The organism is Providencia rettgeri (genome assembly GCF_013702265.1).
Taxonomy (GTDB): Bacteria; Pseudomonadota; Gammaproteobacteria; order Enterobacterales; family Enterobacteriaceae; genus Providencia; species Providencia zhijiangensis.
The window spans coordinates 1,094,526-1,118,399 of sequence record NZ_CP059348.1; the positions used below are offsets into that span (position 1 = coordinate 1,094,526).

Annotated in this window: 27 protein-coding genes and 1 tRNA gene; 11 read left to right on the forward strand and 17 right to left on the reverse strand. The window is 44.5% G+C overall.

The genetic code is table 11. The features are described 5' to 3' along the window. The first annotated feature begins 19 nt into the window (after nt 1-19). From caiC to caiE, 3 genes are read left to right on the forward strand one after another with little or no spacing between them, the layout of a single operon-like run. The gene (gene caiC / locus H0913_RS04885) at nt 20-1,579 is read left to right on the forward strand and encodes a crotonobetaine/carnitine-CoA ligase (protein WP_181478078.1); all 1,560 of its coding nucleotides are present in this window, start codon (nt 20-22) and stop codon (nt 1,577-1,579) included. Nucleotides 1,580-1,606: 27 nt separating this feature from the next. Further along, nucleotides 1,607-2,392, forward strand: a complete 786-nt coding sequence (gene caiD, locus H0913_RS04890) for a crotonobetainyl-CoA hydratase (RefSeq protein WP_108479451.1) — start codon at nt 1,607-1,609, stop codon at nt 2,390-2,392. 33 nt (nt 2,393-2,425) lie between these two features. After that, nucleotides 2,426-3,019 (forward strand): carnitine operon protein CaiE, encoded by a 594-nt coding sequence (gene caiE, locus H0913_RS04895; RefSeq protein WP_181478079.1) that lies wholly within the window; start codon nt 2,426-2,428, stop codon nt 3,017-3,019. Nucleotides 3,020-3,114: 95 nt separating this feature from the next. Here the strand turns inward: caiE and caiF are convergent, their stop codons facing one another. From caiF to mutY, 5 genes are all read right to left on the reverse strand, one after another. Continuing rightward, nucleotides 3,115-3,507: a carnitine metabolism transcriptional regulator CaiF gene (gene caiF / locus H0913_RS04900; RefSeq protein ID WP_036954132.1), complete on the reverse strand. Its 393-nt coding sequence runs from the start codon at nt 3,505-3,507 to the stop codon at nt 3,115-3,117. Between the two features lie 375 nt (nt 3,508-3,882). Beyond that, nucleotides 3,883-3,958 (reverse strand) — tRNA-Phe (locus H0913_RS04905). 192 nt (nt 3,959-4,150) lie between these two features. Beyond that, complete coding sequence (gene mltC, locus H0913_RS04910; RefSeq protein WP_154604525.1) at nt 4,151-5,224, reverse strand: membrane-bound lytic murein transglycosylase MltC; 1,074 nt, start codon at nt 5,222-5,224, stop codon at nt 4,151-4,153. A 123-nt stretch (nt 5,225-5,347) separates the two neighbouring features. Further along, on the reverse strand, nt 5,348-5,617 hold the full coding sequence (locus H0913_RS04915) for an oxidative damage protection protein (RefSeq protein WP_006657365.1): 270 nt from the start codon (nt 5,615-5,617) through the stop codon (nt 5,348-5,350). Continuing rightward, nucleotides 5,614-6,681, reverse strand: a complete 1,068-nt coding sequence (gene mutY, locus H0913_RS04920) for an A/G-specific adenine glycosylase (RefSeq protein ID WP_154604526.1) — start codon at nt 6,679-6,681, stop codon at nt 5,614-5,616. The genes H0913_RS04915 and mutY overlap by 4 nt, the downstream gene beginning before the upstream one ends. Before the next feature lie 237 nt (nt 6,682-6,918). Here mutY and trmB point away from each other — a divergent pair, with 237 nt between their 5' ends. From trmB to H0913_RS04945, 5 genes are all read left to right on the forward strand, one after another. Continuing rightward, nucleotides 6,919-7,635 carry a tRNA (guanosine(46)-N7)-methyltransferase TrmB gene (gene trmB, locus H0913_RS04925; protein ID WP_154604527.1) on the forward strand — a complete coding sequence of 239 codons (717 nt, stop codon included), beginning with the start codon at nt 6,919-6,921 and terminating at the stop codon, nt 7,633-7,635. 2 nt (nt 7,636-7,637) lie between these two features. After that, nucleotides 7,638-7,967 carry a YggL family protein gene (locus tag H0913_RS04930; RefSeq protein WP_036954142.1) on the forward strand — a complete coding sequence of 110 codons (330 nt, stop codon included), beginning with the start codon at nt 7,638-7,640 and terminating at the stop codon, nt 7,965-7,967. Nucleotides 7,968-8,003: 36 nt separating this feature from the next. Further along, the gene (glsB, locus tag H0913_RS04935) at nt 8,004-8,972 is read left to right on the forward strand and encodes a glutaminase B (RefSeq protein ID WP_420720237.1); all 969 of its coding nucleotides are present in this window, start codon (nt 8,004-8,006) and stop codon (nt 8,970-8,972) included. 42 nt (nt 8,973-9,014) lie between these two features. Then, the gene (locus H0913_RS04940) at nt 9,015-9,746 is read left to right on the forward strand and encodes a DUF2884 domain-containing protein (RefSeq protein WP_181478081.1); all 732 of its coding nucleotides are present in this window, start codon (nt 9,015-9,017) and stop codon (nt 9,744-9,746) included. Nucleotides 9,747-9,961: 215 nt separating this feature from the next. Then, the gene (locus tag H0913_RS04945) at nt 9,962-10,912 is read left to right on the forward strand and encodes a siderophore ABC transporter substrate-binding protein (RefSeq protein WP_181478082.1); all 951 of its coding nucleotides are present in this window, start codon (nt 9,962-9,964) and stop codon (nt 10,910-10,912) included. Nucleotides 10,913-10,986: 74 nt separating this feature from the next. Here H0913_RS04945 and hemW read toward each other — a convergent pair whose 3' ends face one another. The 9 genes from hemW to rsmE form a co-directional block, all read right to left on the reverse strand. After that, nucleotides 10,987-12,126, reverse strand: coding sequence for a radical SAM family heme chaperone HemW (hemW, locus tag H0913_RS04950; protein WP_154604530.1), 1,140 nt, complete (start codon nt 12,124-12,126; stop codon nt 10,987-10,989). Then, nucleotides 12,119-12,712, reverse strand: coding sequence for an XTP/dITP diphosphatase (locus H0913_RS04955; RefSeq protein ID WP_181478083.1), 594 nt, complete (start codon nt 12,710-12,712; stop codon nt 12,119-12,121). The genes hemW and H0913_RS04955 overlap by 8 nt, the downstream gene beginning before the upstream one ends. A gap of 15 nt (nt 12,713-12,727) precedes the next feature. After that, entirely contained in the window at nt 12,728-13,312 is a 585-nt protein-coding gene (locus H0913_RS04960; protein WP_154639429.1) for a YggT family protein, read from the reverse strand. 20 nt (nt 13,313-13,332) lie between these two features. Then, a complete protein-coding gene (gene proC, locus H0913_RS04965; protein ID WP_181478084.1) occupies nt 13,333-14,154 on the reverse strand; it encodes a pyrroline-5-carboxylate reductase in 822 nt (273 codons plus the stop codon). Nucleotides 14,155-14,170: 16 nt separating this feature from the next. Next, the gene (locus H0913_RS04970) at nt 14,171-14,863 is read right to left on the reverse strand and encodes a YggS family pyridoxal phosphate-dependent enzyme (protein ID WP_154604534.1); all 693 of its coding nucleotides are present in this window, start codon (nt 14,861-14,863) and stop codon (nt 14,171-14,173) included. Nucleotides 14,864-14,991: 128 nt separating this feature from the next. Beyond that, on the reverse strand, nt 14,992-15,411 hold the full coding sequence (ruvX, locus tag H0913_RS04975) for a Holliday junction resolvase RuvX (RefSeq protein WP_181478086.1): 420 nt from the start codon (nt 15,409-15,411) through the stop codon (nt 14,992-14,994). After that, on the reverse strand, nt 15,411-15,974 hold the full coding sequence (locus tag H0913_RS04980) for a YqgE/AlgH family protein (RefSeq protein WP_154639431.1): 564 nt from the start codon (nt 15,972-15,974) through the stop codon (nt 15,411-15,413). The genes ruvX and H0913_RS04980 overlap by 1 nt, the downstream gene beginning before the upstream one ends. A gap of 169 nt (nt 15,975-16,143) precedes the next feature. Continuing rightward, nucleotides 16,144-17,091 (reverse strand): glutathione synthase, encoded by a 948-nt coding sequence (gene gshB, locus H0913_RS04985; protein ID WP_181478087.1) that lies wholly within the window; start codon nt 17,089-17,091, stop codon nt 16,144-16,146. Between the two features lie 9 nt (nt 17,092-17,100). Continuing rightward, on the reverse strand, nt 17,101-17,832 hold the full coding sequence (gene rsmE, locus H0913_RS04990; protein ID WP_154604537.1) for a 16S rRNA (uracil(1498)-N(3))-methyltransferase: 732 nt from the start codon (nt 17,830-17,832) through the stop codon (nt 17,101-17,103). 277 nt (nt 17,833-18,109) lie between these two features. On the opposite strand from rsmE, the gene H0913_RS04995 reads away from it, so the two are divergent. Next, nucleotides 18,110-18,787: an A24 family peptidase gene (locus H0913_RS04995; protein WP_181478088.1), complete on the forward strand. Its 678-nt coding sequence runs from the start codon at nt 18,110-18,112 to the stop codon at nt 18,785-18,787. Here H0913_RS04995 and H0913_RS05000 read toward each other — a convergent pair. Together H0913_RS05000 and H0913_RS05005 are read right to left on the reverse strand one after the other, a co-directional pair. Then, nucleotides 18,780-19,424 (reverse strand): DsbA family protein, encoded by a 645-nt coding sequence (locus tag H0913_RS05000; RefSeq protein WP_181478089.1) that lies wholly within the window; start codon nt 19,422-19,424, stop codon nt 18,780-18,782. The two genes, H0913_RS04995 and H0913_RS05000, sit on opposite strands and share 8 nt — an antisense overlap. Nucleotides 19,425-19,564: 140 nt before the next feature. Then, the gene (locus H0913_RS05005) at nt 19,565-20,437 is read right to left on the reverse strand and encodes an MBL fold metallo-hydrolase (protein ID WP_181478090.1); all 873 of its coding nucleotides are present in this window, start codon (nt 20,435-20,437) and stop codon (nt 19,565-19,567) included. Between the two features lie 140 nt (nt 20,438-20,577). Between H0913_RS05005 and H0913_RS05010 the strand changes: the two genes are divergently transcribed. Continuing rightward, nucleotides 20,578-21,492, forward strand: coding sequence for a LysR family transcriptional regulator (locus tag H0913_RS05010; RefSeq protein ID WP_181478091.1), 915 nt, complete (start codon nt 20,578-20,580; stop codon nt 21,490-21,492). On the opposite strand, the gene H0913_RS05015 is transcribed toward H0913_RS05010, so the two are convergent. Next, the gene (locus H0913_RS05015) at nt 21,472-22,407 is read right to left on the reverse strand and encodes a LysR family transcriptional regulator (protein WP_181478092.1); all 936 of its coding nucleotides are present in this window, start codon (nt 22,405-22,407) and stop codon (nt 21,472-21,474) included. The two genes, H0913_RS05010 and H0913_RS05015, sit on opposite strands and share 21 nt — an antisense overlap. 123 nt (nt 22,408-22,530) lie before the next feature. On the opposite strand from H0913_RS05015, the gene lysA reads away from it, so the two are divergent. Continuing rightward, nucleotides 22,531-23,790: a diaminopimelate decarboxylase gene (gene lysA, locus H0913_RS05020; RefSeq protein WP_181478093.1), complete on the forward strand. Its 1,260-nt coding sequence runs from the start codon at nt 22,531-22,533 to the stop codon at nt 23,788-23,790. Nucleotides 23,791-23,874 lie beyond the last annotated feature (84 nt).

Here is a 23,874-nt window from a genome sequence, read left to right on the forward strand (position 1 = left end):
AATGATGGGATAACAATTAATGGATGTAATCGGTAAACAAAATTTGCGTCAAATGTGGGATGATTTTGCGAAAACTCACGGTAATAAAAAGGCGCTTATCTTTGAATCCTGTGATGGTGATGTGCGTGAATTCAGCTATTTAGAAATGAATCAGCAGATTAACCGCACTGCCAACCTCTTTTTAAGCTATGGCATTCAAAAAGGGGATAAAGTTGCGTTACATTTAGATAATTGCCCAGAGTTTTTCTTTTGCTGGTTTGGTCTTGCCAAAATTGGGGCGATCATGGTGCCGGTCAATGCGCGATTCAAGTATGAAGAGAGCGCGTGGATCATCCAAAACTGCCAACCTCGGTTGGTTGTCACTCGTCCCCATTTTGTCGATATTTACCAAACTCTTGTCGATGACAAAGCAACAGCGCTCGAACATATCTTCTTAATTTCAGACACCCAATTACCAACGCAGCAAGGTATGACTGACTTTACCGTTGAACTAGCTCAACAATCGATTGTGCTGGCAGAGCAGGTTGAACTCAGCGTGGATGATACCGCCGAAATTCTGTTCACCTCTGGGACGACCTCTAAACCAAAAGGGGTCATTATCACCCACTATAATCTGCGCTTTGCAGGTTATTACTCCTCTTGGCAATGTGCATTACGTTCTGATGATGTCTATTTGACGGTGATGCCCGCTTTTCATATCGATTGCCAATGCACAGCGGCTATGGCGGTATTCTCCGCTGGGGCAACCTTTGTTCTCCTTGAGAAATACAGTGCTCGGCGTTTCTGGCAACAGATTGTGAAGCATCGCGCGACAGTGGCGGAGCTGATTCCAATGATGATCCGCACCTTAATGAGTCAACCGGTTGCCGACAATGAGCAAGCGCACTGTTTACGGGAAGTGATGTTCTATCTCAATTTAAGCGATAAAGAAAAGCAGCAGTTTATGGAACGCTTTGCCGTGACGCAGTTTCTCACGTCGTATGGCATGACTGAAACTATTGTTGGGCTGATTGGTGATAGACCTGGGGATGAACGACGCTGGCCGTCCATAGGACGCCCTGGATTTGGTTATCAAGCTCAAATTCGAGATAAACATAATCAACCATTAAAAACAGGGGACATTGGCGAGCTATGTGTAAAAGGCGAGCGGGGTAAAACCTTATTTAAAGCCTATTACAACAATCCTGAAGCTACAGAAAAAACCTTTGATAGTGAAGGGTGGATGCACACTGGCGATTTTGCTTATCAAGATGACGATGGATTTTTCTACTTTGTTGACCGTAGTAGCAACATGGTCAAACGCGGCGGTGAAAACGTCTCTTGCAGCGAAATTGAGAACATCATTGCGTCCCATCCAGTTATTGCGGATGTCGCGGTTATCGGTGTGATGGACGCCATCCGTGATGAGGCTATCAAAGCGTTTATCGTGCTGGAGGAGGGGGCTACGCTAACTCAAGAAGAGTTTTTTGCTTTCTGTGAAACGAAAATGGCGAAGTTCAAAGTGCCCTCATTGGTGGAAGTTCGTCAAGGTTTACCTCGTAATTGCTCTGGTAAGGTGCTGAAAAAACATCTGAAATAATCGAATAACAACCTAAAGGTTTAAACTATGAGCGAATCATTAAAAGTTACCCGTCATGGTGCCGTGCTAGAAATTGTACTCGATAGACCTAAAGCCAACGCCATTGATGCAAAAACCAGTTTTAAAATGGGGGAAGTTTTCCTTAATTTCCGTGATGACCCAACGTTGCGAGTGGCCATTATTACGGGTGCTGGAGAACGTTTCTTCTCTGCGGGATGGGATTTAAAATCTGCGGCGGAAGGGGAAGCGCCTGATGCTGATTTTGGCCCGGGCGGTTTTGCGGGATTAACTGAGATTTTCAACTTAAATAAACCCGTGATCGCGGCAGTAAACGGTTATGCGTTTGGCGGTGGCTTTGAGCTAGCGCTGGCGGCAGATATGATTATCTGTTCTGAAAATGCCAGTTTCGCGCTACCTGAAGCGCAATTAGGTATTGTGCCCGATAGCGGTGGTGTTTTGCGCTTACCAAAAATTCTGCCTGCGCCTATCGTCAATGAAATGGTGATGACAGGGCGCCGAATGGATGCTCAAGAGGCGCTGCGTTGGGGTATTGCGAATGAAGTGGTGCCTATCGAGAATTTAATGGATAAAGCGCGAGAGCTGGCTGAAAAAATAACACAAAGCGCACCGCTTGCCGTTGCTGCACTGAAAGAAATTTTCCGCGCAACCGGAGAATTAACGGTGGAAGAGGGCTATAAATTGATGCGCAGTGGTGTGTTAGAAAACTACCCTGCTGTATTGCACTCTGAAGATGCAACGGAAGGCCCTTTAGCATTCTCAGAGAAGCGTGAGCCAAACTGGAAAGGACGCTAATCCTACGAGTGATTGGATGACTGCGAGGTGATTATGAGTTTTTACAGCTTTGAAGGCGTGACGCCCGTGGTGCATCCAACGGCTTACGTTCATCCTTCCGCCGTGGTGATTGGTGATGTCATTATTGGTGCCGATGTGTTTGTGGGGCCAAATGCTTCATTACGGGGGGATTACGGGCGCCTAATCATCGAAAAAGGGGCGAATATTCAAGACGGTTGCATCATGCATGGTTACAGCGATGTTGAGACTATTGTGCGTGAATCTGGGCATATTGGTCATGGCTCAATTTTACATGGTTGCATTATTGGGCGTGACGCTCTGGTCGGCATGAATAGTGTAGTGATGGATGGTGCCGTCATCGGTGACGAAAGCATTATTGGTGCGATGAGTTTTGTTAAAGCGGGTTTCCAAGGTGAGCCAAGACAGATGTTGATCGGCGCACCTGCACGTTTTCTTCGCCATGTGAGCGATGAAGAACTTCATTGGAAACAGCTAAATACCAAAGAGTATCAAGATTTAGCGGGACGTTATCTTCAACGTTTAGAGGAAGCTATACCGTTAACTGAGATAGAGCCTAATCGCCCTCGGTTGCAAGGAACTACGGATGTCAAACCGAAAGGTCAATGATGCGGATGTGTAGAATCGTCAATAATATTTTTTCAGTAACCTCAACGCAGGCTAAAAGCCTGCGTTTTTTTGTTATGGCGTCGATGAAAATAATATTAACGACGCTGGGCTTTAGATAGCATCCATTGCCATTTTTGCTCACGATTAAGTTCTGTTGGTGGGACGAGATTCGTTTTCACCGGCGACTCAATCGTCATCTTCTCGGAAGTATAATTTTTTAGGCGAGAGTAAAGTTGACTGTCAATTTTAGTCACTTTAATCAATCGTTGGCATTGGCAGCCTCGTCCCGATAACTTATTGGGGATCATTTTGACTTCACACTGTATTTCTGCCACATCCGAAAGAATATAAGAGACAATATTCACCGCATTGGTATGCGGAATTTCAAAATTATTCGAGATTTCTCTGGCGGTGATCCAGCGACCCTGTTTCATTACCCAGTTTGCAATGGATAAATACATCGGGCTTTTCACTGATTCTTTACACATAAGCGCTCCTTCAGCTCATTGCTTAAAAGTGATTAAGGCAATAAGAAACTATACGCCAATCTTGTTGTTATGATGTCTTGTATATTTATTAGACTATAAATAGCCATGATTAATGATTAAAAGTTGGTTAAAAACGTTGAGAGAAGATTAACTCTAGGTTATTTTTTTGTTGTTTACCAATGGGTTACAAAACAACTTTTATCATATAGTTATTTATACGCTATAAAATCAACGCAAATGTGGAGCTAAATCAAATAAGATCTGAATTTATGAAATTTAGATTAAGTTAAGGTGGTTACTGAGTAGATTCTGGTTGAATAAGTTTGGAAAGGCTAGAAAGCAAAAACCCGCCACTAGGGCGGGTTCTTTAAATAGTGGTGCCCGGACTCGGAATCGAACCAAGGACACGGGGATTTTCAATCCCCTGCTCTACCGACTGAGCTATCCGGGCAACGGAGCGTATTAAACCTGATTTAAGAGGGTGAGTCAAGGCGGTTTCTAAAAACTTTTGATTGAATGCGTTTTTTTTCAGCGTTTCAATTAATTTTTAAGCAAATCAATGCAAAAACTCACAAAAAGTGAAAAAAAAATGCCAGCAACTGTGATGGTTTACTGGCATTTTTATCGCTATTTTAAGGATTTATTAGCGTAGATATTTTTTCTGCGCCTTATTCACTTTAATAAGATAATTACGAGATTCCGCCGCAGGGTGTTTGGTGGAAAGCGTTTCGTAAACTTCTCCCGGCTCTAGGTTATTAATACGCTGAGCCGCTTGTTTTTTATCATTGTGGAAGACGCGTAGCACGCTGCCAGCACCGCCGTTATAAGCCGTAATAACTGCATAGCGACGTGAAGTTGGATTACTGATATCCCCCAAATAACTATTTTGTAAGATAGCTAAGTATGCCGTACCTGTATCAATGTTTTGCTCAGGATCAAACAGATAGCTGCGGCTTGGTACCCCAGATTTGCCTTGAGAGCGGAACACATCTTTACCGGCTGTGTTTGGCATAATTTGCATCAAACCTAGCGCATCAGAACGGCTAACTGCGTATGGGTTGAAGCTCGATTCAATCTGCATAATTGCCAGAATCAGTGATTCATCTACGCCGTATTTCGCGGATGATTTCTTAATAAATGGCATATATTTATGGGCGCGTTTATCTAAGTGGTTTGGTACCAATTGCATGGTCACCGACCATACAATATTCATACCAGATTGTCTTCGCTGCATTTTATTGCTGATCAGATAATCTGCAAATTTAGTGGCTCGCCACTCCCAGCGAATCGGTTCGCCCGTATTATCCATCACCTGACCAAACAGGAATGGCTCTTTACTGTAGGGAATGTCGTTAATATCAGAATAGAGGTCGATGGAATTCGGGTCATCGCCCATCAATAAAGTGGTGACAATGGCTTTTTTCAGGTGTTCTGACGGTTCAACAGCGGAGATGGTCTCAACCGTGATTGTCCCTGCATCAAAGTTAATGTGGCTACGAGTACGATACTCATCGGTATATTTCACATAGTCTTTAGGTCCTGCAATCAGGACTTCTTTGATCCCCCAAATATTTTCGATGTTATGAGCAAATTGCCCCATCAAAATATCAAAGCCATTGGTATCTTTGACGTAGTCGGGATTAAAGTCGGATTTCTGATTACTGGAGCAAGAAACAATCAGGGGAATCAACAATGTGAGAGCAAATAATTTTTTCATACGATCCACAATAATAATGCAAGCTAGCTGCTATTTCGGTCATTTTCCCTAAAACATTCAAGTTGCAGGAGGTTAGCAAACCGAGCCATGCAACTTGAGGTTCGATAGGTATAGACCTAAAAACTATTTTTCTGGGGTATAGCCATCAATTTGAATATCGTGACCTTCAAATAAGAATTTCACCATTTCTTGTTCCAGCATTTTGCGATCGTCTGGGTTCATGGTGTTTAATTTCTTTTCATTGATCAGCATAGTCTGTTTTGTCATCCATTGACTCCATGCTTCTTTCGAAATCTCATTAAAAATACGCTTTCCTAATTCACCTGGGTAAAGCTGGAAATCTTGCCCATCAGCGTCACGTTGTAAGAAAGTGCAAAAAATGGTTCTACTCATTTATTTTTTCCTCGAATATCAGGTAGTAAGGCAAGTTGTTTTAGTAAACTTTCAACCGGAGCTGCAAGCCCAACGGTTGCGCCTAGGTGTAAGTTATACCAGAGTCCGTTGCCTTCATCCATGGCAGAGTTAAATGCCTGAATATTAACTTTTACAGGGATAATATCTAAATGGAAATGGCTAAATGTGTGGCGAAAAGCAATTAATTGTTCTGGCGTGTCATATTGCAGGCCAGAATCAGCTAGCCACTGAGCCAGTTGCTCATGGCTTTCAAACTGTGGGAAGGCGAATAAACCGCCCCAAATGCCGGAAGGAGGGCGCTGTTCTAACCAGACATTATCTTGGTGCTGAAGGATCAAAAACCATGCACTTTTTTCCGGAATTTTCTGCTTAGGTTTTTTCCCCGGATATTCCTGCCAAGAGTGATTAGCGTAAGCAATACAGCCAGTATTGAGTGGGCATAGTTCGCATTTTGGTTTACTGCGAGTACACACCATTGCACCAAGATCCATCATGGCTTGGTTAAAATATTCGACTTCTACTTTGGGGGTGACGTTGGTGCTGATTTCCCACAGGCGATTTTCTACCTCTTTCTTACCCGGCCAACCCGCGACTGCATAGCAGCGAGCAAGCACGCGTTTTACGTTACCGTCTAAAATTGGGTAATGTTGCTTTTGAGAAAGGGAGAGAATAGCGCCTGCCGTTGAACGTCCCACCCCCGGAAGCGCATTCACTTCCTCAAACGTGGTAGGAAATTGACCATTATATTGGGTAGCAATCACCTGCGCGGCTTTATGCAGATTGCGCGCTCGTGCGTAATAACCGAGTCCTGTCCATAAATGCAGAACTTCATCAAGGGGCGCATTCGCCAGTGCGGTCACATCCGCAAAGCGTTGGGTGAATTTTTCAAAATAGGGAATGACTGTGCTGACTTGGGTCTGCTGCAACATGACTTCAGAGAGCCAAACATGGTAGGAGGATTTTTCCTGCTGCCATGGCAAGGTTTTACGACCGTATTTGTGATACCACTTGAGCACTGCACTTGAGAATTGTTGAGCTTCCATTATTTATAATATTTTTATCGCGATTTCAGTCATGGAGAGGATTGCAACATAGACGGTGATAGCTGTAAACCGCTTCTTGTGTAAAGTTATCCAATTATCAACTGCAAGATCCTTGAAGTTTTGCTAAACTCCCTTTCCCACCATACTTAGATATTAATTAATTAGGTATGTTTGGTTTTTTTTATACTCTTGTTGGCACATTATCTAACTGGACAACGAATTTTTTAGAACTTTATTATGATCAATAACGTTATCTCCCCCGAATATAATGAAGAAGGGCGGGTTATGCGCCGTGTCCGTAGTTTTGTCCGCCGTCAAGGGCGTCTGACAAAACGTCAGGAAGAGGCATTAGAAAGCGAATGGGCAGAAATGGGGATCGATTTTGTCAACGAACCCTTTGATTTCGCAAAACTATTTAATAATTCAAATCCGGTGACTCTGGAAATTGGATTTGGAATGGGCACCTCATTAGTGACGATGGCAGCACAAAACCCAGATCAAAACTTTCTGGGTATTGAAGTGCATGCACCGGGCGTTGGGGCTTGTTTGGCATCAGCGAAAGAAGAGAACATCACCAACCTACGCGTGATGTGCCACGATGCCATTGAAGTTTTAGACTTCATGATCCCGAACGGCAGCTTAGCAATGGTTCAGTTATTCTTCCCTGATCCTTGGCATAAAGCGAAACACAATAAACGTCGTATTGTGCAGGTGCCTTTCGCAGAAAAAATTCGCAGTAAATTAATTGATGGTGGTGTTTTCCACATGGCGACAGACTGGGAACCTTATGCAGAACATATGCTTGAGGTAATGACCAGCGTGGCTGGGTATGAAAACGTATCCACGTCAGGGGACTACGTTCCTCGTCCAGAATCAAGACCAGAAACAAAGTTTGAAAAGCGCGGCCAGCGGTTAGGGCACGGTGTATGGGATTTAATGTTTAAGAGGGTTTAATCATGGCTAAACAACAGCGTAGTCGCCGTTTACGTAAAAAAATGCGTTTGGACGAGTTCCAAGAATTAGGTTTCATTGTTAAGTGGAACTTTAAAGAAGGTACGCCAATCGAAGAAGTGGACAGCGTCGTTGACCAACTGATTGCTGAAGCTATCGAGCCAAACGGTCTGGCATTTGAAGCTAGCGGCTACATGAACTGGGAAGGGATTGTTTGCCTGCAGAAAATTGGTAAATGCACCGAAGAACACCGTCAAATCGTTGAAAACTGGCTAAAATCAAAAGGGATGAACGACGTTGTTGTTTCTGAACTGTTTGATGTTTGGTGGGAATAATAACTAGTTTGATTATTAATAAAGGCATCCAATTGGATGCCTTTATTTTCTAGAGTAATCCATTCTGGAGCAAAACACTTGAGCACCCAGTTTTCTGACCAATTACTGCATGATATTTTGGAGCAAGTCCGCCCCCTGATAGGTCAAGGGAAGGTGGCTGACTACATACCGGCGCTTGGCGGTATTCCTTCACATCATTTGGGGATAGCGGTTCATACCGCAGAAGGTGATATTTTCACAGCGGGAGATGCGAGAAAACGTTTCTCAGTTCAATCCATTTCTAAGGTTCTCAGCTTAACCTTGGCAATGACGCGCTACGAAGAGCAAGAAATTTGGAGCCGTGTTGGTAAAGAGCCTTCAGGGCTGCCGTTCAACTCATTGATTCAGATAGAGATGGAAAAGGGAATTCCCCGTAACCCTTTTATCAATGCCGGCGCGATTGTGATTGCCGACATGCTGCAATCTCGTTTAAGCGCACCAAAACAGCGGATGCTGGAGTTTATCCGAAAACTCGCTTGCGAACCTGACATTAGCTATGACATCAATGTCGCTCGTTCAGAAATGGAGCATGCGAGCCGCAATGCAGCTATCGCGTATTTAATGAAATCTTTTGGCAATTTTGATAATGATGTTTTAACGGTTTTAGAAACTTATTTTCATTATTGTTCTCTAAGTATGAATTGTGTCGAACTGGCTAGGTGTTTTACCTATTTAATGAATCAAGGTGAGTCGCCTTGTTCGATAGACCCAATTATCACGCCGCTACAATCTCGACAAATCAATGCGTTGATGATGACTTGTGGTATGTACGATGGTTCTGGTGAATTTGCATTTCGTATTGGAATGCCCGGTAAATCAGGTGTCGGTGGCGGTATTGTGTGTGTGGTTCCTAACCAATTTACGGTGGCAGTATGGTCACCGGAATTAGATTCAGCAGGAAACTCTTTGGTCGGCTGCGCTGCCTTAGAGCTTTTATCGAAACGAATTGGACGTTCTGTTTTCTAATTACCTCTCAATCAATCTAGAGGTAATCGACGAGGAGATTTTATGTTACGCCGTACTTTAATTGCGTTTTCATTACTGGCCTGCGCCACCAGCCAAGCGGCGGATTACAACTGCTCGGTAACCCCTAAAGACGACATTTTTATGACGCCTGAACATGTTCAAGTCGTCGGTCGCAGTGGTGATTTAAAAATCACCCCAAATGGTGATGTGACGCTGAATGGTCAAAAAGTTGCACTGACCTCTGAGCAACAGCAGCAAGCACTACGTTATCAATCGGCTATCCGTCAGGATTTACCGTGGATCAAAAAAGAATCCGAAGAGAAATTAGCGGCATCGCGTAAATCCCTCGATAAAGTGGTGGTTAAGGTGATTGGCAGCGATAGCAATATTCGCAACCGCTTGACTAAGCTTGAAAAAGATTTAAACGGTCAAATTAACCAAATTATTGAAACTCGTTCAAATGGCTACGCTTTCCACCATGAAGGTATCAAGAAAGTAGAAACTTCAGGGCGTGAATTAGTCAATGAAAGCTTAGGTGGCATTTTACAAGACAGTATCAATGAAATGGGACGCAAACAGTTACTTGCTGGCGGTGATACCAACAAAATGCTGCAAGGTATGCTAGGTAGCCTTGGTGGGTTACAGCAAGAAATTGATAGTGAATGGAAAAACCAAGAAAACAGCTTCCAGCAGTTTGGTCAGCAAGTTTGTTCTAAAGTCACTTCATTAGAGCAACAACGCATTAGCTTACTGAATTCAATTAACGGTAAATAATTCAGGTAGTTTGGTGAGTTTTCAACGCTATCATTGGTAATGAAAGGCAGTAATAGGGAAACTGATTACTGCCTTTTGCATTAAAAGTCTCATTAAACCATGACGGCATTAACATAAATAAAAACAATACTAAGAATCATTATCATTTAATTGACTTATGAGTAACTCTCCTTAGAATGCTGGTTTGGCTTAACGACTAAATGGGTGTTATTCATATGAAAAAGTTTATTCCAGCGGTACTGGTTTCCATCCTGTCATTCTCCGCGCCTTACGCACTGAGTGCTGAATCTGCTGCATTTACGCCAAACGCAATCACTGCACAAGGTGCTGAAAAAGTCACGGTTAAACACCTTTCCGGCGAAACGGAAGTGGTGAAAAAACCACAAAAAGTGGTTCTGTTTGATTTCGGTATTTATGACTCAATGCAAAAACTGGGGTTAGGGGACAAGGTTGTCGCTCTGCCGATGGGTAATGCACCTGCTTATGTAAAAGCGGGTATCCCTGCGACAGTCAAAAATGCAGGCGGTATGAAAGAACCAAACTTAGCTGAGATTGCTGCATTGAAACCCGATTTAATCGTGATCACGGGTCGCCAAGGTAGATCTTACGACGCATTATCAAAAATTGCTCCGACGCTGAATCTAGGCTCTGACAGCAAAAATTATGTTGAGTCAGTGAAAGCCAACATTCGTTTAATTGGCGATTTATACGGTGACCAAAAAGCGGTGGATGAGCAACTTGCTCAGTTGGATAAAACCATTGCAGAAGCTCAGAAAAAAGCGGCTGCATCCAATAAAAAAGTGCTGGTTTTATTGCACAATGACGGCAAGTTAATCCCAAATAATCAAGCGGTTGTTTACGATGTGGTAAAAGCCCAGCGTGCTGAGTTACCTGTTCAAGCGGATGCTGATAAATCCAAACGCCGTGTGGTGGATACAAAAACTATCGCACAAGCGAATCCTGATGTGATTTTGATTGTAGATCGCAGTGAAGCGATTGGCGCAGGTAAATTGGAAAAAACGGTATTTGAAGACCAAAATATCCAAGAAACCAAAGCCTATAAAGATGGCAAAATCACCTATTTGCAATCTGACTTATGGTATCTCTCTGGTGGCGGTTTAGTCAGCCTCACCGAACAAATCGATGCAGTCACCAAAGCACTGTAATCGACATCAATTTGTTACCCTTATTTAAAAGAAAAAGCCAGCATTAAGCTGGCTTTTTTATGGATAAATAAAACTTACTCTTCCCCTAAAAACAGCTCCAGTAGGGAGTTTAAGAATAACTTTCCATGTTCGGTAATTTGCCATTCATCAGCGGTTTCTGAGATATAACCTTTGGCTAAGGCTTCATCGATAGCTGGGCGAACCACAGACTCTGCCAGACCGGTATAATCAGTAAATTCACGGCGAGGCATCGCTTCAAGTAACCGGAAACGGTTCATAAAATACTCGAATGGGCGGTCTTCGTTCTCAACATTATATTGATTATCAAGATAACGACCTTCCATATAACCCCGAGGATGTTTGGTTTTGACGGTGCGTAAAATTTGCCCATCGGTTGATGTGATTTTGCCATGTGCGCCACAACCGATACCTAGATAATCCCCAAAGCGCCAATAGTTAAGGTTATGTTCGCACTGATAACCCGCTTTGGCATAGGCGGAGGTTTCATATTGCTGATAGCCTGCCGCTGTCAGTAATTTATGCCCTTCGGTGTAGATATCCCATAGGGTATCGTCATCCGGTAAACGCGGCGGGCGAGAACCAAACTGTGTGTTCGGCTCAATGGTTAGCTGGTACCAAGAAAGATGCGGCGGAGCGAGTTCAATCGCTTGGCGTAAATCCGATAGCCCTTCGTCGCGAGTTTGTGACGGTAAGCCGTGCATTAAATCCAAATTAAAACTGCGTAGATTTAAGTTGGTGGCGAGCAGAGCGGCGCGTTTAGCTTCACTAGGGCCATGAATACGACCCAACATGATCAGCTTGTCGTCTCCGAAGCTTTGTACTCCGATGGAGATACGGTTGATCCCCGCGGCTTGGTAGCCTGCAAAACGGTCAGCTTCCACTGTGCCGGGGTTGGCTTCCATAGTCACTTCAGCATCGGGGGCTAAATTCACGCGCTCACGAACGCCATCCATCAACATCTGCATGGATTCAGCGGTTAATAAGCTCGGTGTACCGCCACCAATAAAGATAGTTTTAACGGGGCGGTCGCCAATCAGTTCGGCATCTTTATCCAGATCGCTAAGCAAATGCTCAACATACTCAGTTTGGGGAATTTCCCCCTTAAGGGTATGTGAGTTGAAATCACAATACGGGCACTTTTGTACACACCAAGGAATGTGGATATACAAGCTTAATGGGGGAAGCTTAAGCATTTTTTAGGGCATCCAACATCATCGCAAGCGCTTTACCACGGTGTGATACCGCTTGTTTTTCGGCTTTAGTCAGTTCTGCTGAGGTACAGCCTAATTCTGGTACGTAGAAAATTGGGTCGTAACCAAAGCCACCTTGCCCTTTTGCTTCACGGGTTAAAACTCCGTGCCAGCGACCATGAAATACTAATGGCGTCGGGTCTTCTGCATGGCGCAGATACACTAACACGCAGTTAAATTGCGCTTGACGTTGGTCATCGGGCACATCTTTCATGGCATCGAGAAGCTTATCGAGGTTTTGCTGGTCGGTCGCATCTTCACCCGCATAGCGTGCAGAGTAAATTCCCGGTGCTCCACCTAATGCATCCACAGAAATACCGGAATCATCGGCGATGGCGGGTAAGCCTGTTTGTGCCGCAGCATGGCGAGCTTTTAATATTGCGTTCTCGATAAAGGTTAATCCGGTCTCTTCTGCGGATTCAACCCCAAGGCTGGTTTGAGCGACGATATCCATGCCGAACTCGCGAAGTAAATCCGCTAATTCATTAACTTTGCCCTGGTTACCTGTAGCTAATACAACTTTTTGCATTGTTTCTCTCTTCCCTTACATAATGCCGACAGAGAACAGCATGGCGGTTAACGCAGGATCAATCATTAAAGAGACATCGACGCGTAAGTAGTTCAGGGCGATCAAAATAAACATCACAATCATCGCAGAGAAGTCTAACCCGCCCATGGCTGGAATAATGCGACGAATCGGTGCCATTAACGGTTCAGTTAATTGGAACAGTAAATAATCGACAGGGTTACGGCCTTGACTGACCCAGCTTAAAATGGCGCGAATTAAGATCATCCAGAAAATCAATTTACCGATATAAGTCAGTAAGAGGATCAATCCCATTGGCAGTAAAGTCAAACCGATGGCCGGCAGCATATTGGTCGCCCACATACCAAAGATAATGTCAGCAATCGCCAGTATAAATGCCACCAGCAGGGTTGCAGTATCAATGGAGCCAACGGATGGAATTAAGCGGCGTAAAGGTCCCACGATAGGTTGAGTGGCTTTAACCACAAACTGCGAGAATGGGTTATAGAAATCGGCACGAACGCACTGCATCCATACTCTGAGCAGAAGCACAAAGATGTACAGTTGGATCAGGGTGGTAACAACAAAAACGATAGTCTGCATGGCTTATCCCAAAAAATAAATTAAAAAAGTTTTTCCATTTCTTCCGCACGGTCAATCGCGCTTTGCATAGCATTGGCGACAGTTTGCGGTAGATTGCCTTGGTAAAATTGCTCTAAAGCCATTGCGGTGGTGCCGCCTTTAGAGGTGACTTGCTCACGCAAGGTTGAAAATGGGGTGTCCCCTTGTGATTTCGCTAACGCCACGGAACCTTCAATGGCATTAAGAACCAATTCGCGGGCTTGTTTTTCATCATAGCCAAGCTGCTCGGCTTTTTGCTGCATGGATTCCATAAACAGGAAAAAGTAAGCGGGGGAGCTACCGGTTAACGCAATGATATTGTTGATTTCGCTCTCTTTGGCGCACCAGGTTGTTGAACCGACGCTTTCCATCAATTGCTGAGTAAATTGTTTATCATCTTCAGAGACATTGGACTGTGCAAACAAGCCACTAACACCTTTACCCACCAGTGACGGCGTGTTTGGCATAATGCGCACTAAACGCAGTGAATGGGCAAAATAGTCATTATAACGAGCCGCAGGAATACCGGCAGCGATGGTTAATATCAGCTTATTTTCTAAGTTTGTGAGTTGTCGAAGAGGCTCACAAACGTCTTTCATCATTTGCGGTTTGACGGCAAGCACAATCACGTCCGCTTGTTGGGCGGCGGTGAGATTATCATTGGTGCTAATGATGCCGTAGTCTTGCGCCATTTTGTCACGGCGTACAGGGGTTGGTGAACAGACGGTGATCATCGATGCAGGATAGCCATGAGCCACAAGACCCGCAATAATGGCATTCGCCATATTTCCCGCGCCAATAAAGGCAATTTTGCGATGTTGCATGTTGTTCTCCTAAAGATTAATTATGGTACTGACGGGCACCAAAAATGGCGGTACCGATGCGAACAAGTGTTGATCCGCAGTGGATAGCAGCGCGCATATCGTCGGTCATCCCCATGGATAAAGTGTCCACAGTCGGGTAGTTAGCTTTCAATTGTTCGAATGCCTGTTCCATTTGGCGAAACGCTGCACATTGGCGCTCATAATCGGTTTCTGGGGCTGGAATGGTCATTAACCCACGCAACACTAAATTGGGTAATTGGGCGACTTGAGCAGCAAGTTCATTTACTTCCTCGAGGGTTATCCCCGATTTGCTGTTTTCATCACTAATATTAATTTGGATCAGCACATTCAGCGGCGCTTTATTTTGAGGGCGCTGCTCATTTAAACGTTGGGCGATTTTGGCGCGATCTAAAGTATGGAACCAATCAAAATGTTCTGCCACTAAGCGGCTTTTATTGGACTGTAGTGGACCAATAAAGTGCCAAACTAGGTCGGTTCTTTCCGCAAAGTGCTGGATTTTCTCCACGCCTTCTTGCACATAGTTTTCACCAAATTGGCGTTGACCTGCCTCGATAGCTTCCATAATGGCTTCACAAGGTTTGGTTTTACTCACAGCTAACAGGGTAATATCTTGAGGGGAGCGGTGACACTCGGTTGCAGCAAGATGAATACGCTCAGTGACATCAGATAGGTTTTTTTGAATGGTCATGTTATTCAATACCGTTTTTCAGTTGCTTTCGGTGAATAGTGAGAATTAGCCCTAGTGTAAAACATATTAAGGGCGAACGGCACCTTTGCAGCAACTGAATGGGGAAAATAAACGTAAAGATGTGCCTTTTAGTAATTTTGTTCAAACCAACTTTCTAAAATCACCACCGCAGAGGCAGAATCCACTTTGCCTTTGCTCAGTGCGCGATAGCCACCTTGCTCAAACAGCCCCGATTTCGCCTCTACGGTAGACAGCCTTTCATCATGCAGTTGAACCTGCACACCAAAGCGTCCGTGAATGCGATTGGCAAAATTACGTGCTTGGCTAGTGACGAGCTGCTCAGTTCCATCCATATTTAAAGGAAGTCCCACGATCACAAGCTGCGGCTGCCACTCTTTGAGCAGTTTTTCAATTTGTGACCAGTCAGGTCTGCCATCGGTGGCTTTTAATGAGGTTAACGCGCGGGCGGTACCGGTGATCTCTTGACCAACAGCGACACCAATGCTTTTCGTCCCAAAATCAAAGGCTAATAAAGTTCTTGCTGACATTAAGCGTGCCCCGCTTGCATGGAGATATTATGGATGTCGATGCCTAAAAGTTTGCCTGCGGCTTTCCAGCGTTCATTTATCGGCGTATCAAAAATCAGTTTAGGATCGGCTTTAACGGTCAACCAGCTATTTTCCATGATTTCACTTTCTAACTGCCCAGGTTCCCAGCTTGAATAACCGAGAGTGACTAAAGAATTCATGGGATGCTGTTCACTGCCTAACGTTTCTAAAATATCTTTAGAGGTGGTTACCATGACATGGTCATTGAGGCGCAAACTTGCCGCATAACCCGCCACAGGGGTATGGATAATAAACCCGTGCTCTTCAGAAACAGGGCCACCCGCAATCACCATTTTTTCAAGATTTCGCGTGTTGGTATTGTCAGACACGTCAATTTCGAGCTTTTTCAGCATGGTCGCGACAGAAAAATCCTCAATAGGCTTGTTGATCACGAGGCCCATCGCACCATTTTCATTATGTTCGCAGATATACACCACGGAATGGTCGAAATAGGGATCCGTCAGTGAAGGCATGGCAATTAAAAAATGATTCTGTAAGTTCATAAATGGCAAGCTCAGGGGTTATGTTCCTATTCGTTGAGATAACATTATGGATTAAAAAAAACTATGGTTTAAAACAAAAACTATGGGCTAAAAAAATAACGCCAAAGGCAACCTCGAAAGGCTGCCTTTTTGAGACGTATCTGTTAACAGATACTATTTTTCATAAAGACTATTTTTTCAGGCGGCGCTCGATCGCATCCATCAACATACCAGTGATGGAGATATCAAATGCAGCTTCAATTTCACGGGCGCAGGTTGGGCTTGTGACGTTAATTTCAGTCAAGCGATCACCGATAATATCCAGACCCACAAAAATCAGCCCTTTTTCTTTTAAGGTCGGTGCGACAGCGCGAGCAATCGCCCAGTCACTTTCTGTTAATGGACGGGCTTCACCACGGCCACCGGCTGCGAGGTTTCCTCGGGTTTCCCCTTGTGCAGGAATACGCGCAAGGCAATATGGCACAGGTTCGCCGTCCACCACCAGCACACGTTTGTCACCGTCTTTGATAGCAGGCAAAAAGTTTTGCGCCATGCAATAACGGGAATTGTGCTCGGTTAACGTTTCGATGATAACGCCAACGTTCGGGTCTTCTTTTTTCAAACGGAAAATAGAGGCGCCGCCCATACCCTCCAACGGTTTAAAAATCACGTCACCGTGTTTTTTATGGAATTCACGCAGTTTTTCAGAGCTACGAGTGACTAAGGTATCTGGTGTTAACTCAGGGAACCATGCCGTAAACAGCTTTTCGTTACAGTCACGTAGGCTTTGTGGCTTGTTGACAATCAAGCAGCCCGCTTGTTCTGCGCGCTCAAGAATGTAAGTCGCGTAGATATATTCAGTATCAAATGGCGGATCTTTACGCATTAAAATGGCGTCAAGGTCGCTCAGGGCGATGTCTTGTTCAGAATGGAATTCATACCATTTGGTTGGGTTCTCTTCGACCGTCACAATCTTTGTGGTCGCACGGGCTTCGCCTTGGTGCAGGTACAGGTCGTTCATCTCCATATAATGGATTTCATAACCGCGGCGTGCAGCTTCCAGCATCATTGCAAAACTGGTGTCTTTCTTGATTTTAATGGATGAAATAGGATCCATTACTATGCCGAGCTTGATCATTTTATCTCCTTAACCCAAGTCACCTAAACGCACTTGTAATGCCGTTATAGCGGTTAGCGCGGTCGTTTCTGTTCGTAATACTCGTGGCCCTAACAGGATATCAGTAAATTGATAATTGGCTGTCATGGCAATTTCATCAGCGGATAAGCCGCCTTCTGGGCCTATCAGCAATCTTACGTGCTTTAAATCAGCGGGGAGCGTGTTGATGCTCTCACTTGCCCGAGGGTGTAAATTAATTTTAAACGCGCCGTCATTTTCTGCACACCACGCTTCAAGGGATTGAACGGGGCGGATTTCAGGAATGCGGTTGCGACCACTTTGCTCACAGGCGGCAATGGCAATTTTTTGCCACTGTTGTAATTTTTTCTCTAAACGCTCGCCATCAAGGCGTACGCCACAACGTTCTGAAAGTAGTGGCGTGATTGTGTTAACACCAAGTTCAACGGATTTTTGAATAGTGAATTCCATTTTTTCACCGCGGGACATCACTTGCCCAAGGTGGATATCTAAGGGGGATTCACGGTCATCCAATGTGCAGTCTTGGATAGTCACAAACACATTTTTTTTCGTTGCTTCTGTAATTTCAGCGCGGAATGTGTGATTGCTTCCATCAAACAATTCTAGCTGTTGTCCGGCTGTCATGCGAAGAACTCGACCCACATGGTTGGCTGCATCATCACAAAGCGAAATGGTGGTATTAATTTGAAGTGGCTCTGGGTGATAAATGCGTGGAACGCGCATGATTTTTCCTTAGTCCAATAATTAAGATAACTGATGCAGGATATGGGGGCAGAATCTCGAAAAACAAGAGGACGGACTGAGTTTATAACTAAAAAGAGGGATTTTTTAGCTCGTCTGTGCCTTGCATTTCACACTCTCATATCGACGCTAAATTTGTCGATAAAACCGACTCAAAACCACGAAATTATAGTGTTGGTTTCTGCGTCTAGCACCGTATAGTAAGCCCTGTCTTTGTCTAGTAAACCCATCTTTAGCGCTCATGGAAAAGGAGAACACCATGATTGATGCCGTAAATGGATTTTTAATACCTATATCGTTAATCACACTATTGTCCCTCTTGTCATCGTGGCTGACAACTCTATTACTGAGGGAAATTCCTGCCTGCTATTTTGATTTACCGAGTATTACCATTAACGTGAATCGGGTATGGATAGATTATTGGATATTGGGTGCGGGGATCGTGCTCCTTGGTTACCCACCTTCGGTTCTCGCTTTATTATTTCTGTTTTTCAACTTGGTTATCCCATTAGGTTTAATCGACCTAAAAACGGGCTATTTACCGGATGTCCTCAATTATCCGTTATTGGTTTTTGGCCTGTTATTTCAATGGGGAATGCCAGCGGGAAATTTGTTATCCGCTATTTATGCGCTGCTGTTCAGTTACATTGGGTTAGTGGCTATCACGACGTTGGTGGAAAAAATTCGTCGGCGACCGCAAATGGGGAGAGGGGATTTTAAATTAATTGCTGCGTGCGCGACGTGGCTCGGTGTATTCAATCTTCCCTATTTTCTAGGGCTTGCCGCGAGCTTAGGTTTACTGCATTTTCTTTGGCGCGCATGGCGAGAAAAAAAGGAACGGCGAGGCAAACAGAAATTCGTGCAGAGCATTCCGTTTGGTCCCGCCATTATTTGCAGTGCCAGTTTTTGGCTGTTGCTTAGCTGGCATCCTAATTAGCGGCTTTCACCAGTGAGTCTAAAAATTGTTGCCATTTTGCTGGTTCGCCAAGATAGTTTTGCAGAGGTACGCGCAGCCATTTGCCTTGCTGTTCGATTAACAGCGTTGGAAAGCCAGATGCACCGGATTGGCCGAGTAATTGCTTACTTTGAGCAATATGAGCGTCTGTTTCAGTTTGCGCGCATTGGGCATAATCTTTTTGGAACTGCTCAACATTCAAACCAATTTCTTGCGCCACTTCCACTAAAACTTCGGGCTGTTTAATCTGGCGCCCCGAAACGTAATGGGCTTTTTGCAACGCTTTTAGCATTTCAACGCCTTTGCCCTGTTTTGTTGCGGCCAAAATGGCGGTTTGTGGTGGCGCAGAGTCCATCACCACATTGGGTTGGTGCAGCATTGCGATGTAGTCATCACCAAAAATTTGCCCCGTCATTGCCGCAATGCGTTTATCTGATTGCAAAATATATTGACGGAATTGGTCGTCAAGATGCAGTCGTGCATTGCCCGCTAACATCCCGCCACCGTGTAATTCTAGGTGAATATTTGGGTGATTAGCGGCGATGGCGATTAACGGTGCAGCAGCATAACACCAGCCACAGTAAGGGTCATAAATATAATGTAGGGTAATTGTGTTCATGGTTTTTATTCTCTCTAATTCTTTGTTTTATCATTCTATTCGAATCGCTGAAAAGCCAGTCGTTAAAAAAATAAGCTAACGGAAAATAGCGGGTTAATAGTCGCTATCTCCGTCACAATTAGTCTTAGCTTATTAGTGACTTATTGCGGCCACTGCATTTCGCCTTTTACCACTTTAGCGCCTAATTCTAAGCTGGATTTATCATCCAAGCTTGGGTAGCGAGTTTCCATTTTCTTGATAAGTTCTGCGGAATTTTTACTTTGGCTGTTAGCTTTTTCAAAGTCCGTTAAATATTTTTGGGTAAAGGTCACGCTTGCCAGATCCATTTTGGATTTGCCCGTAAAGTGCCCCGGAACAACTACACTTGGTTTCAGCGCTTTGATGCTTTCTAGCGTTTGTTGCCAATCTTGACGTGATTGCTTGGTTTGTGTGTCGGCAACCCAAACGTGGATATTGTCAGAAACAACGACACCCCCGACAACAGCTTTGAGTGAAGGCACCCAAACGTAGCTTCTGTCTGGTGATGCACCATCTAACCCTTTAATTTCTAACGTTTCACCATCCACAGTGAAGTGATTAGTTTTGATAACTTCAGGCACCACTACTTTGCTCGGCGCTTCATTTTTTAAGACGCCGCCCCAGTAAGCCAATTTGCCATCTTTAGTGGCGTTAATCGCATCAACGGTTTGTTGAGTCGCAACCACTTTGGCATCAGGGAAGGCTTTAGTTAGCGTTTCTAAACCAAAATAGTAGTCTGGGTCAGAGTGGCTGATATAAATGGTAGTCAGCTTTTTATCCAGCTTTTTGATTTTATCGACCAGCTGCTGGGCATCATTGTTTTGGAATTGAGCGTCAATTAAAACCACTTCTTTATCACCGCTGATAATCTCAGAAGAGACAGGGAACACACTGTTATTACCCGGGTTATAAACATCTAAAGTTAAGTTAGCAGCTTGAGCAAAATGCGTGGCAGTAGCAAAGGCAGTTGCAGTTAATACAGTCGATAATTTCATTTTCTTATCCTAATGTTAAGTCATCTAATGTTCAGTCATGTTGTGTGCCTGATTTGGCTTGGTGTGTATATTAAATTGCAATTAAGGTAAGAAAAACGCCATAATCAGGTCATCTTTGTTGCATAAATCGGTCAAATAATATGGATAGACTCAAAGCGGTGCAGGTGTTTATTACTATTGTAGAACAAGGTAGCCTCAGCGGTGCGGCAGATAAATTGGATATGTCCCGTGCAATGGTGACGCGCTATTTGGCTGAAATGGAACAGTGGGCAGGGGTGCGCTTGCTTAACCGTACCACGCGGCGCTTAAGTTTAACGTCAGCGGGGGAAGGGGTTTATCAGCAATCATTGCAGCTAAATGCTATTTCTTTAAGCGTTCCGGTTGAGCAAAAGCACGATACGAAAGAGTTAGCGGGGTTGGTGCGCATTAGCTGCTCCCAATCTATCGCTCAAAGTGCATTGTCTCTTGCCATTTCTGAGTTTTTGCAGATGTATCCCAATATGATGATTGATATGCAGATCTCGAATAAATCGGTGAATTTAATCGAGGAACGTATCGATCTGGCTATCCGTATCACCAATCAGTTAGAGCCGAATTTAATTGCCAAGCCGCTATCAACCTGCCATTCCGTAATTTGTGCTTCGCCGAAGTTTCTACAAGGTAAAAATTTACCCACCAAACCCGAAGATTTGGCTCTGATGGAGTGCCTCACTTACAGCTTTTTTGGGCGTAGCATGTGGAGCTTTGAAAAAGAGGGAGAAACTTCGACGGTACTGGTGGATGGTCGACTCAGCGCCAATGAATCCGTATTTTTAATGGAAGCAACATTAAATGGCGCGGGTATCGCGATGCAGCCTTACTATTCTGTGGCGAGCTATTTGCAATCGGGGGAGTTGGTTCAGTTGTTACCGGATTACACGCCGTTGCCCCTTGGTATTTATGGGGTCTATACCAGCCGGCAGCATATGCCAACGCCATTACGTGCGGTGATCGATTTCCTTGCCAACTGGTTTAAAACATCCTCTCACTGGCTCTCATTGATGTCGCAGCGCTAAGGCGAGATCATGCTCTATTTGCGTAAAGGTTCGTTGCAAATGTTCAGTGAAAATATGGGTGATCTGCGAAGATGGGCGGTGATTCGGCGTAATTAAGCTAACGGTAAATGGGATAGAAAAACTAAGTGGGCGGATCACCAGATTGCCTGCTGATTGTTGATAAAAATCCAATGCAGTCAGTGGGTTGACGATAGAGACCCCAATTCCCTTCAAGGTCATGGCGCAAATAGAGGAAGCGGAGTGGGTTTCCATTACCATTTTGCGCTCCACTTGATGCTCGGCAAAGATGGTATCAATGATTTGCCGATAGCTATCTGTGAGAGACAGGCTAATAAAACGCTGTTGATGAAAATCTTGTGGAGTGAGGACTTTTTTCTGTTCGAAAGGGTGCCCAATGGGCAGCACGCAAACTTCATTTAATGAACCCAATGTCAGTTGTTCCGTACCTGGCGGGGTTTGTAAGTGCTCAGTTAACCCCACATCATAACGCTGGGCGGATAGCCACTCTTCTAGCACGGGGGATTCTTGTGGGATCACTGTTAAATTCACATCTGGGTAATTTTCCATAAAGGCTTGGCAAACTTGTGGTAGCAAAGATTGTGCGAAAGCCGGTAAGCAGGCAATGGAAATTTGAGCGTGTTCAAAGCGGCGAATAGTTTCTGCTGAGTTGCGAATACGCTCTAAACCATAATAGGAGTGTTCGACTTCTTCATGAAAGCGTAAGCCTTGCGCCGTTGGGTGTAAGCGACCTTTGACTCTATCGAATAATTTAAACTGTAATAAATGCTCGAGTCGCGCCAGTTCTCGGCTGATGGTTGGCTGAGAGGTATTTAGCAATGCAGCCGCCTCCGTGAGATTGGGGGTGGTCATTACCGCACGAAAAATTTCAATATGTCGCCAAGAAATTGCCTGCATGATTGCTCCTCTCGCATTTCTATATCAGATATGAATAGACTTTAGCAAAAAGGATATTTTTTTTCCCATTTTATTCGTCTAATAATCGAGCTCACTATAATAAAACTTGCCAACGAGGTTCTGATGACCACATTCACCAACACCACCAGCCAGTATCTAACTCCTGAGCATTTGCGTGCGCTGCCTGCGCAGTTTGGTACGCCAGTCTGGGTTTATGATAGTGAAGTGATTATTGACCGTATTGAACAATTGAAAGTGTTCGATACCGTTCGTTTTGCTCAAAAAGCCTGTTCCAACATTCATATTTTACGTTTGATGCGTGAGCAGGGCGTGAAAGTGGATTCGGTGTCATTGGGTGAAATTGAGCGTGCGTTAGTGGCGGGTTTTCAGCCAGGCCGTGAAAAGTCGGAAATCGTATTTACGGCGGATGTGTTAGATCCAGCCACGTTGCTGAAAGTGACAGAGTTAGATATTCCGGTGAATGCAGGCTCTATCGATATGCTGCAACAGATTGGTGAGCATAAAGCCGGCCACCCCGTTTGGCTACGTATTAATCCGGGTTTTGGGCATGGTCATAGCCAAAAAACCAATACGGGTGGAGAGAACAGCAAGCACGGAATTTGGCACCAAGATTTACCGGAAGCATTAGCAAAAATCCAGCAGTACAACCTGAAGTTAGTGGGTATTCACATGCACATTGGCTCCGGTGTTGACTACCAGCATCTTGCCAATGTGTGTGATTCCATGGTGGAACTGGTGATGTCTGCGGGCGTGGATATTGAGGCTATTTCGGCGGGGGGGGGTTTATCAACGCCTTATCGTGAGCACGATGAAATCATTGATGTTCAGCACTATTACAGCCTGTGGGATAACGCGCGTCAGCGTATCGCGCAGCACTTAGGTCACTCTATTGAATTAGAAATTGAACCGGGGCGCTATTTAGTGGCGGAGTCGGGTGTTTTATTGGCACAAGTGCGTGCAGTTAAAGATATGGGCAGCCGCCATTATGTGCTGGTGGATAGCGGTTTTAACGATTTAATGCGCCCTGCGATGTATGGCAGTTATCACCATATTTCGGTATTGCCTGCAGACGGCAGCAGCGTTGAGCATCAGCCATTAAAAGAGACCATTGTGGCGGGGCCATTGTGTGAATCTGGAGATGTATTTACCCAGCTAGAAGGCGGGATGGTGGAAACCCGATTACTGCCAGCAGTCAACGTTGGGGATTATTTAGTTTTCCATGACACAGGGGCTTACGGCGCGTCGATGTCGTCGAATTATAATAGCCGCCCATTGCTGCCTGAAGTGTTGTTTATTGCAGGTATTCCGACACTTATTCGTCGCCGTCAAACTATCCAAGAGTTATTAGCCTTGGAACTGTAAATTAATTCATACTAATAGATGAACATAAAACAAGGGAGCCAATGGCTCCCTTGTTGTTTTAGTACAGTGATTGTTTTTAGTACG

Coding starts and splice junctions, on each gene's coding strand:
- caiC (WP_181478078.1), top strand. CDS start 20: ATGGATGTAATCGGTAAACAAAATTTGCGTCAAATGTGGGATGATTTT.
- caiD (WP_108479451.1), top strand. CDS start 1,607: ATGAGCGAATCATTAAAAGTTACCCGTCATGGTGCCGTGCTAGAAATT.
- caiE (WP_181478079.1), top strand. CDS start 2,426: ATGAGTTTTTACAGCTTTGAAGGCGTGACGCCCGTGGTGCATCCAACG.
- caiF (WP_036954132.1), bottom strand. CDS start 3,507: ATGTGTAAAGAATCAGTGAAAAGCCCGATGTATTTATCCATTGCAAAC.
- mltC (WP_154604525.1), bottom strand. CDS start 5,224: ATGAAAAAATTATTTGCTCTCACATTGTTGATTCCCCTGATTGTTTCT.
- H0913_RS04915 (WP_006657365.1), bottom strand. CDS start 5,617: ATGAGTAGAACCATTTTTTGCACTTTCTTACAACGTGACGCTGATGGG.
- mutY (WP_154604526.1), bottom strand. CDS start 6,681: ATGGAAGCTCAACAATTCTCAAGTGCAGTGCTCAAGTGGTATCACAAA.
- trmB (WP_154604527.1), top strand. CDS start 6,919: ATGATCAATAACGTTATCTCCCCCGAATATAATGAAGAAGGGCGGGTT.
- H0913_RS04930 (WP_036954142.1), top strand. CDS start 7,638: ATGGCTAAACAACAGCGTAGTCGCCGTTTACGTAAAAAAATGCGTTTG.
- glsB (WP_420720237.1), top strand. CDS start 8,004: ATGCCTTTATTTTCTAGAGTAATCCATTCTGGAGCAAAACACTTGAGC.
- H0913_RS04940 (WP_181478081.1), top strand. CDS start 9,015: ATGTTACGCCGTACTTTAATTGCGTTTTCATTACTGGCCTGCGCCACC.
- H0913_RS04945 (WP_181478082.1), top strand. CDS start 9,962: ATGAAAAAGTTTATTCCAGCGGTACTGGTTTCCATCCTGTCATTCTCC.
- hemW (WP_154604530.1), bottom strand. CDS start 12,126: ATGCTTAAGCTTCCCCCATTAAGCTTGTATATCCACATTCCTTGGTGT.
- H0913_RS04955 (WP_181478083.1), bottom strand. CDS start 12,712: ATGCAAAAAGTTGTATTAGCTACAGGTAACCAGGGCAAAGTTAATGAA.
- H0913_RS04960 (WP_154639429.1), bottom strand. CDS start 13,312: ATGCAGACTATCGTTTTTGTTGTTACCACCCTGATCCAACTGTACATC.
- proC (WP_181478084.1), bottom strand. CDS start 14,154: ATGCAACATCGCAAAATTGCCTTTATTGGCGCGGGAAATATGGCGAAT.
- H0913_RS04970 (WP_154604534.1), bottom strand. CDS start 14,863: ATGACCATTCAAAAAAACCTATCTGATGTCACTGAGCGTATTCATCTT.
- ruvX (WP_181478086.1), bottom strand. CDS start 15,411: ATGTCAGCAAGAACTTTATTAGCCTTTGATTTTGGGACGAAAAGCATT.
- H0913_RS04980 (WP_154639431.1), bottom strand. CDS start 15,974: ATGAACTTACAGAATCATTTTTTAATTGCCATGCCTTCACTGACGGAT.
- gshB (WP_181478087.1), bottom strand. CDS start 17,091: ATGATCAAGCTCGGCATAGTAATGGATCCTATTTCATCCATTAAAATC.
- rsmE (WP_154604537.1), bottom strand. CDS start 17,832: ATGCGCGTTCCACGCATTTATCACCCAGAGCCACTTCAAATTAATACC.
- H0913_RS04995 (WP_181478088.1), top strand. CDS start 18,110: ATGATTGATGCCGTAAATGGATTTTTAATACCTATATCGTTAATCACA.
- H0913_RS05000 (WP_181478089.1), bottom strand. CDS start 19,424: ATGAACACAATTACCCTACATTATATTTATGACCCTTACTGTGGCTGG.
- H0913_RS05005 (WP_181478090.1), bottom strand. CDS start 20,437: ATGAAATTATCGACTGTATTAACTGCAACTGCCTTTGCTACTGCCACG.
- H0913_RS05010 (WP_181478091.1), top strand. CDS start 20,578: ATGGATAGACTCAAAGCGGTGCAGGTGTTTATTACTATTGTAGAACAA.
- H0913_RS05015 (WP_181478092.1), bottom strand. CDS start 22,407: ATGCAGGCAATTTCTTGGCGACATATTGAAATTTTTCGTGCGGTAATG.
- lysA (WP_181478093.1), top strand. CDS start 22,531: ATGACCACATTCACCAACACCACCAGCCAGTATCTAACTCCTGAGCAT.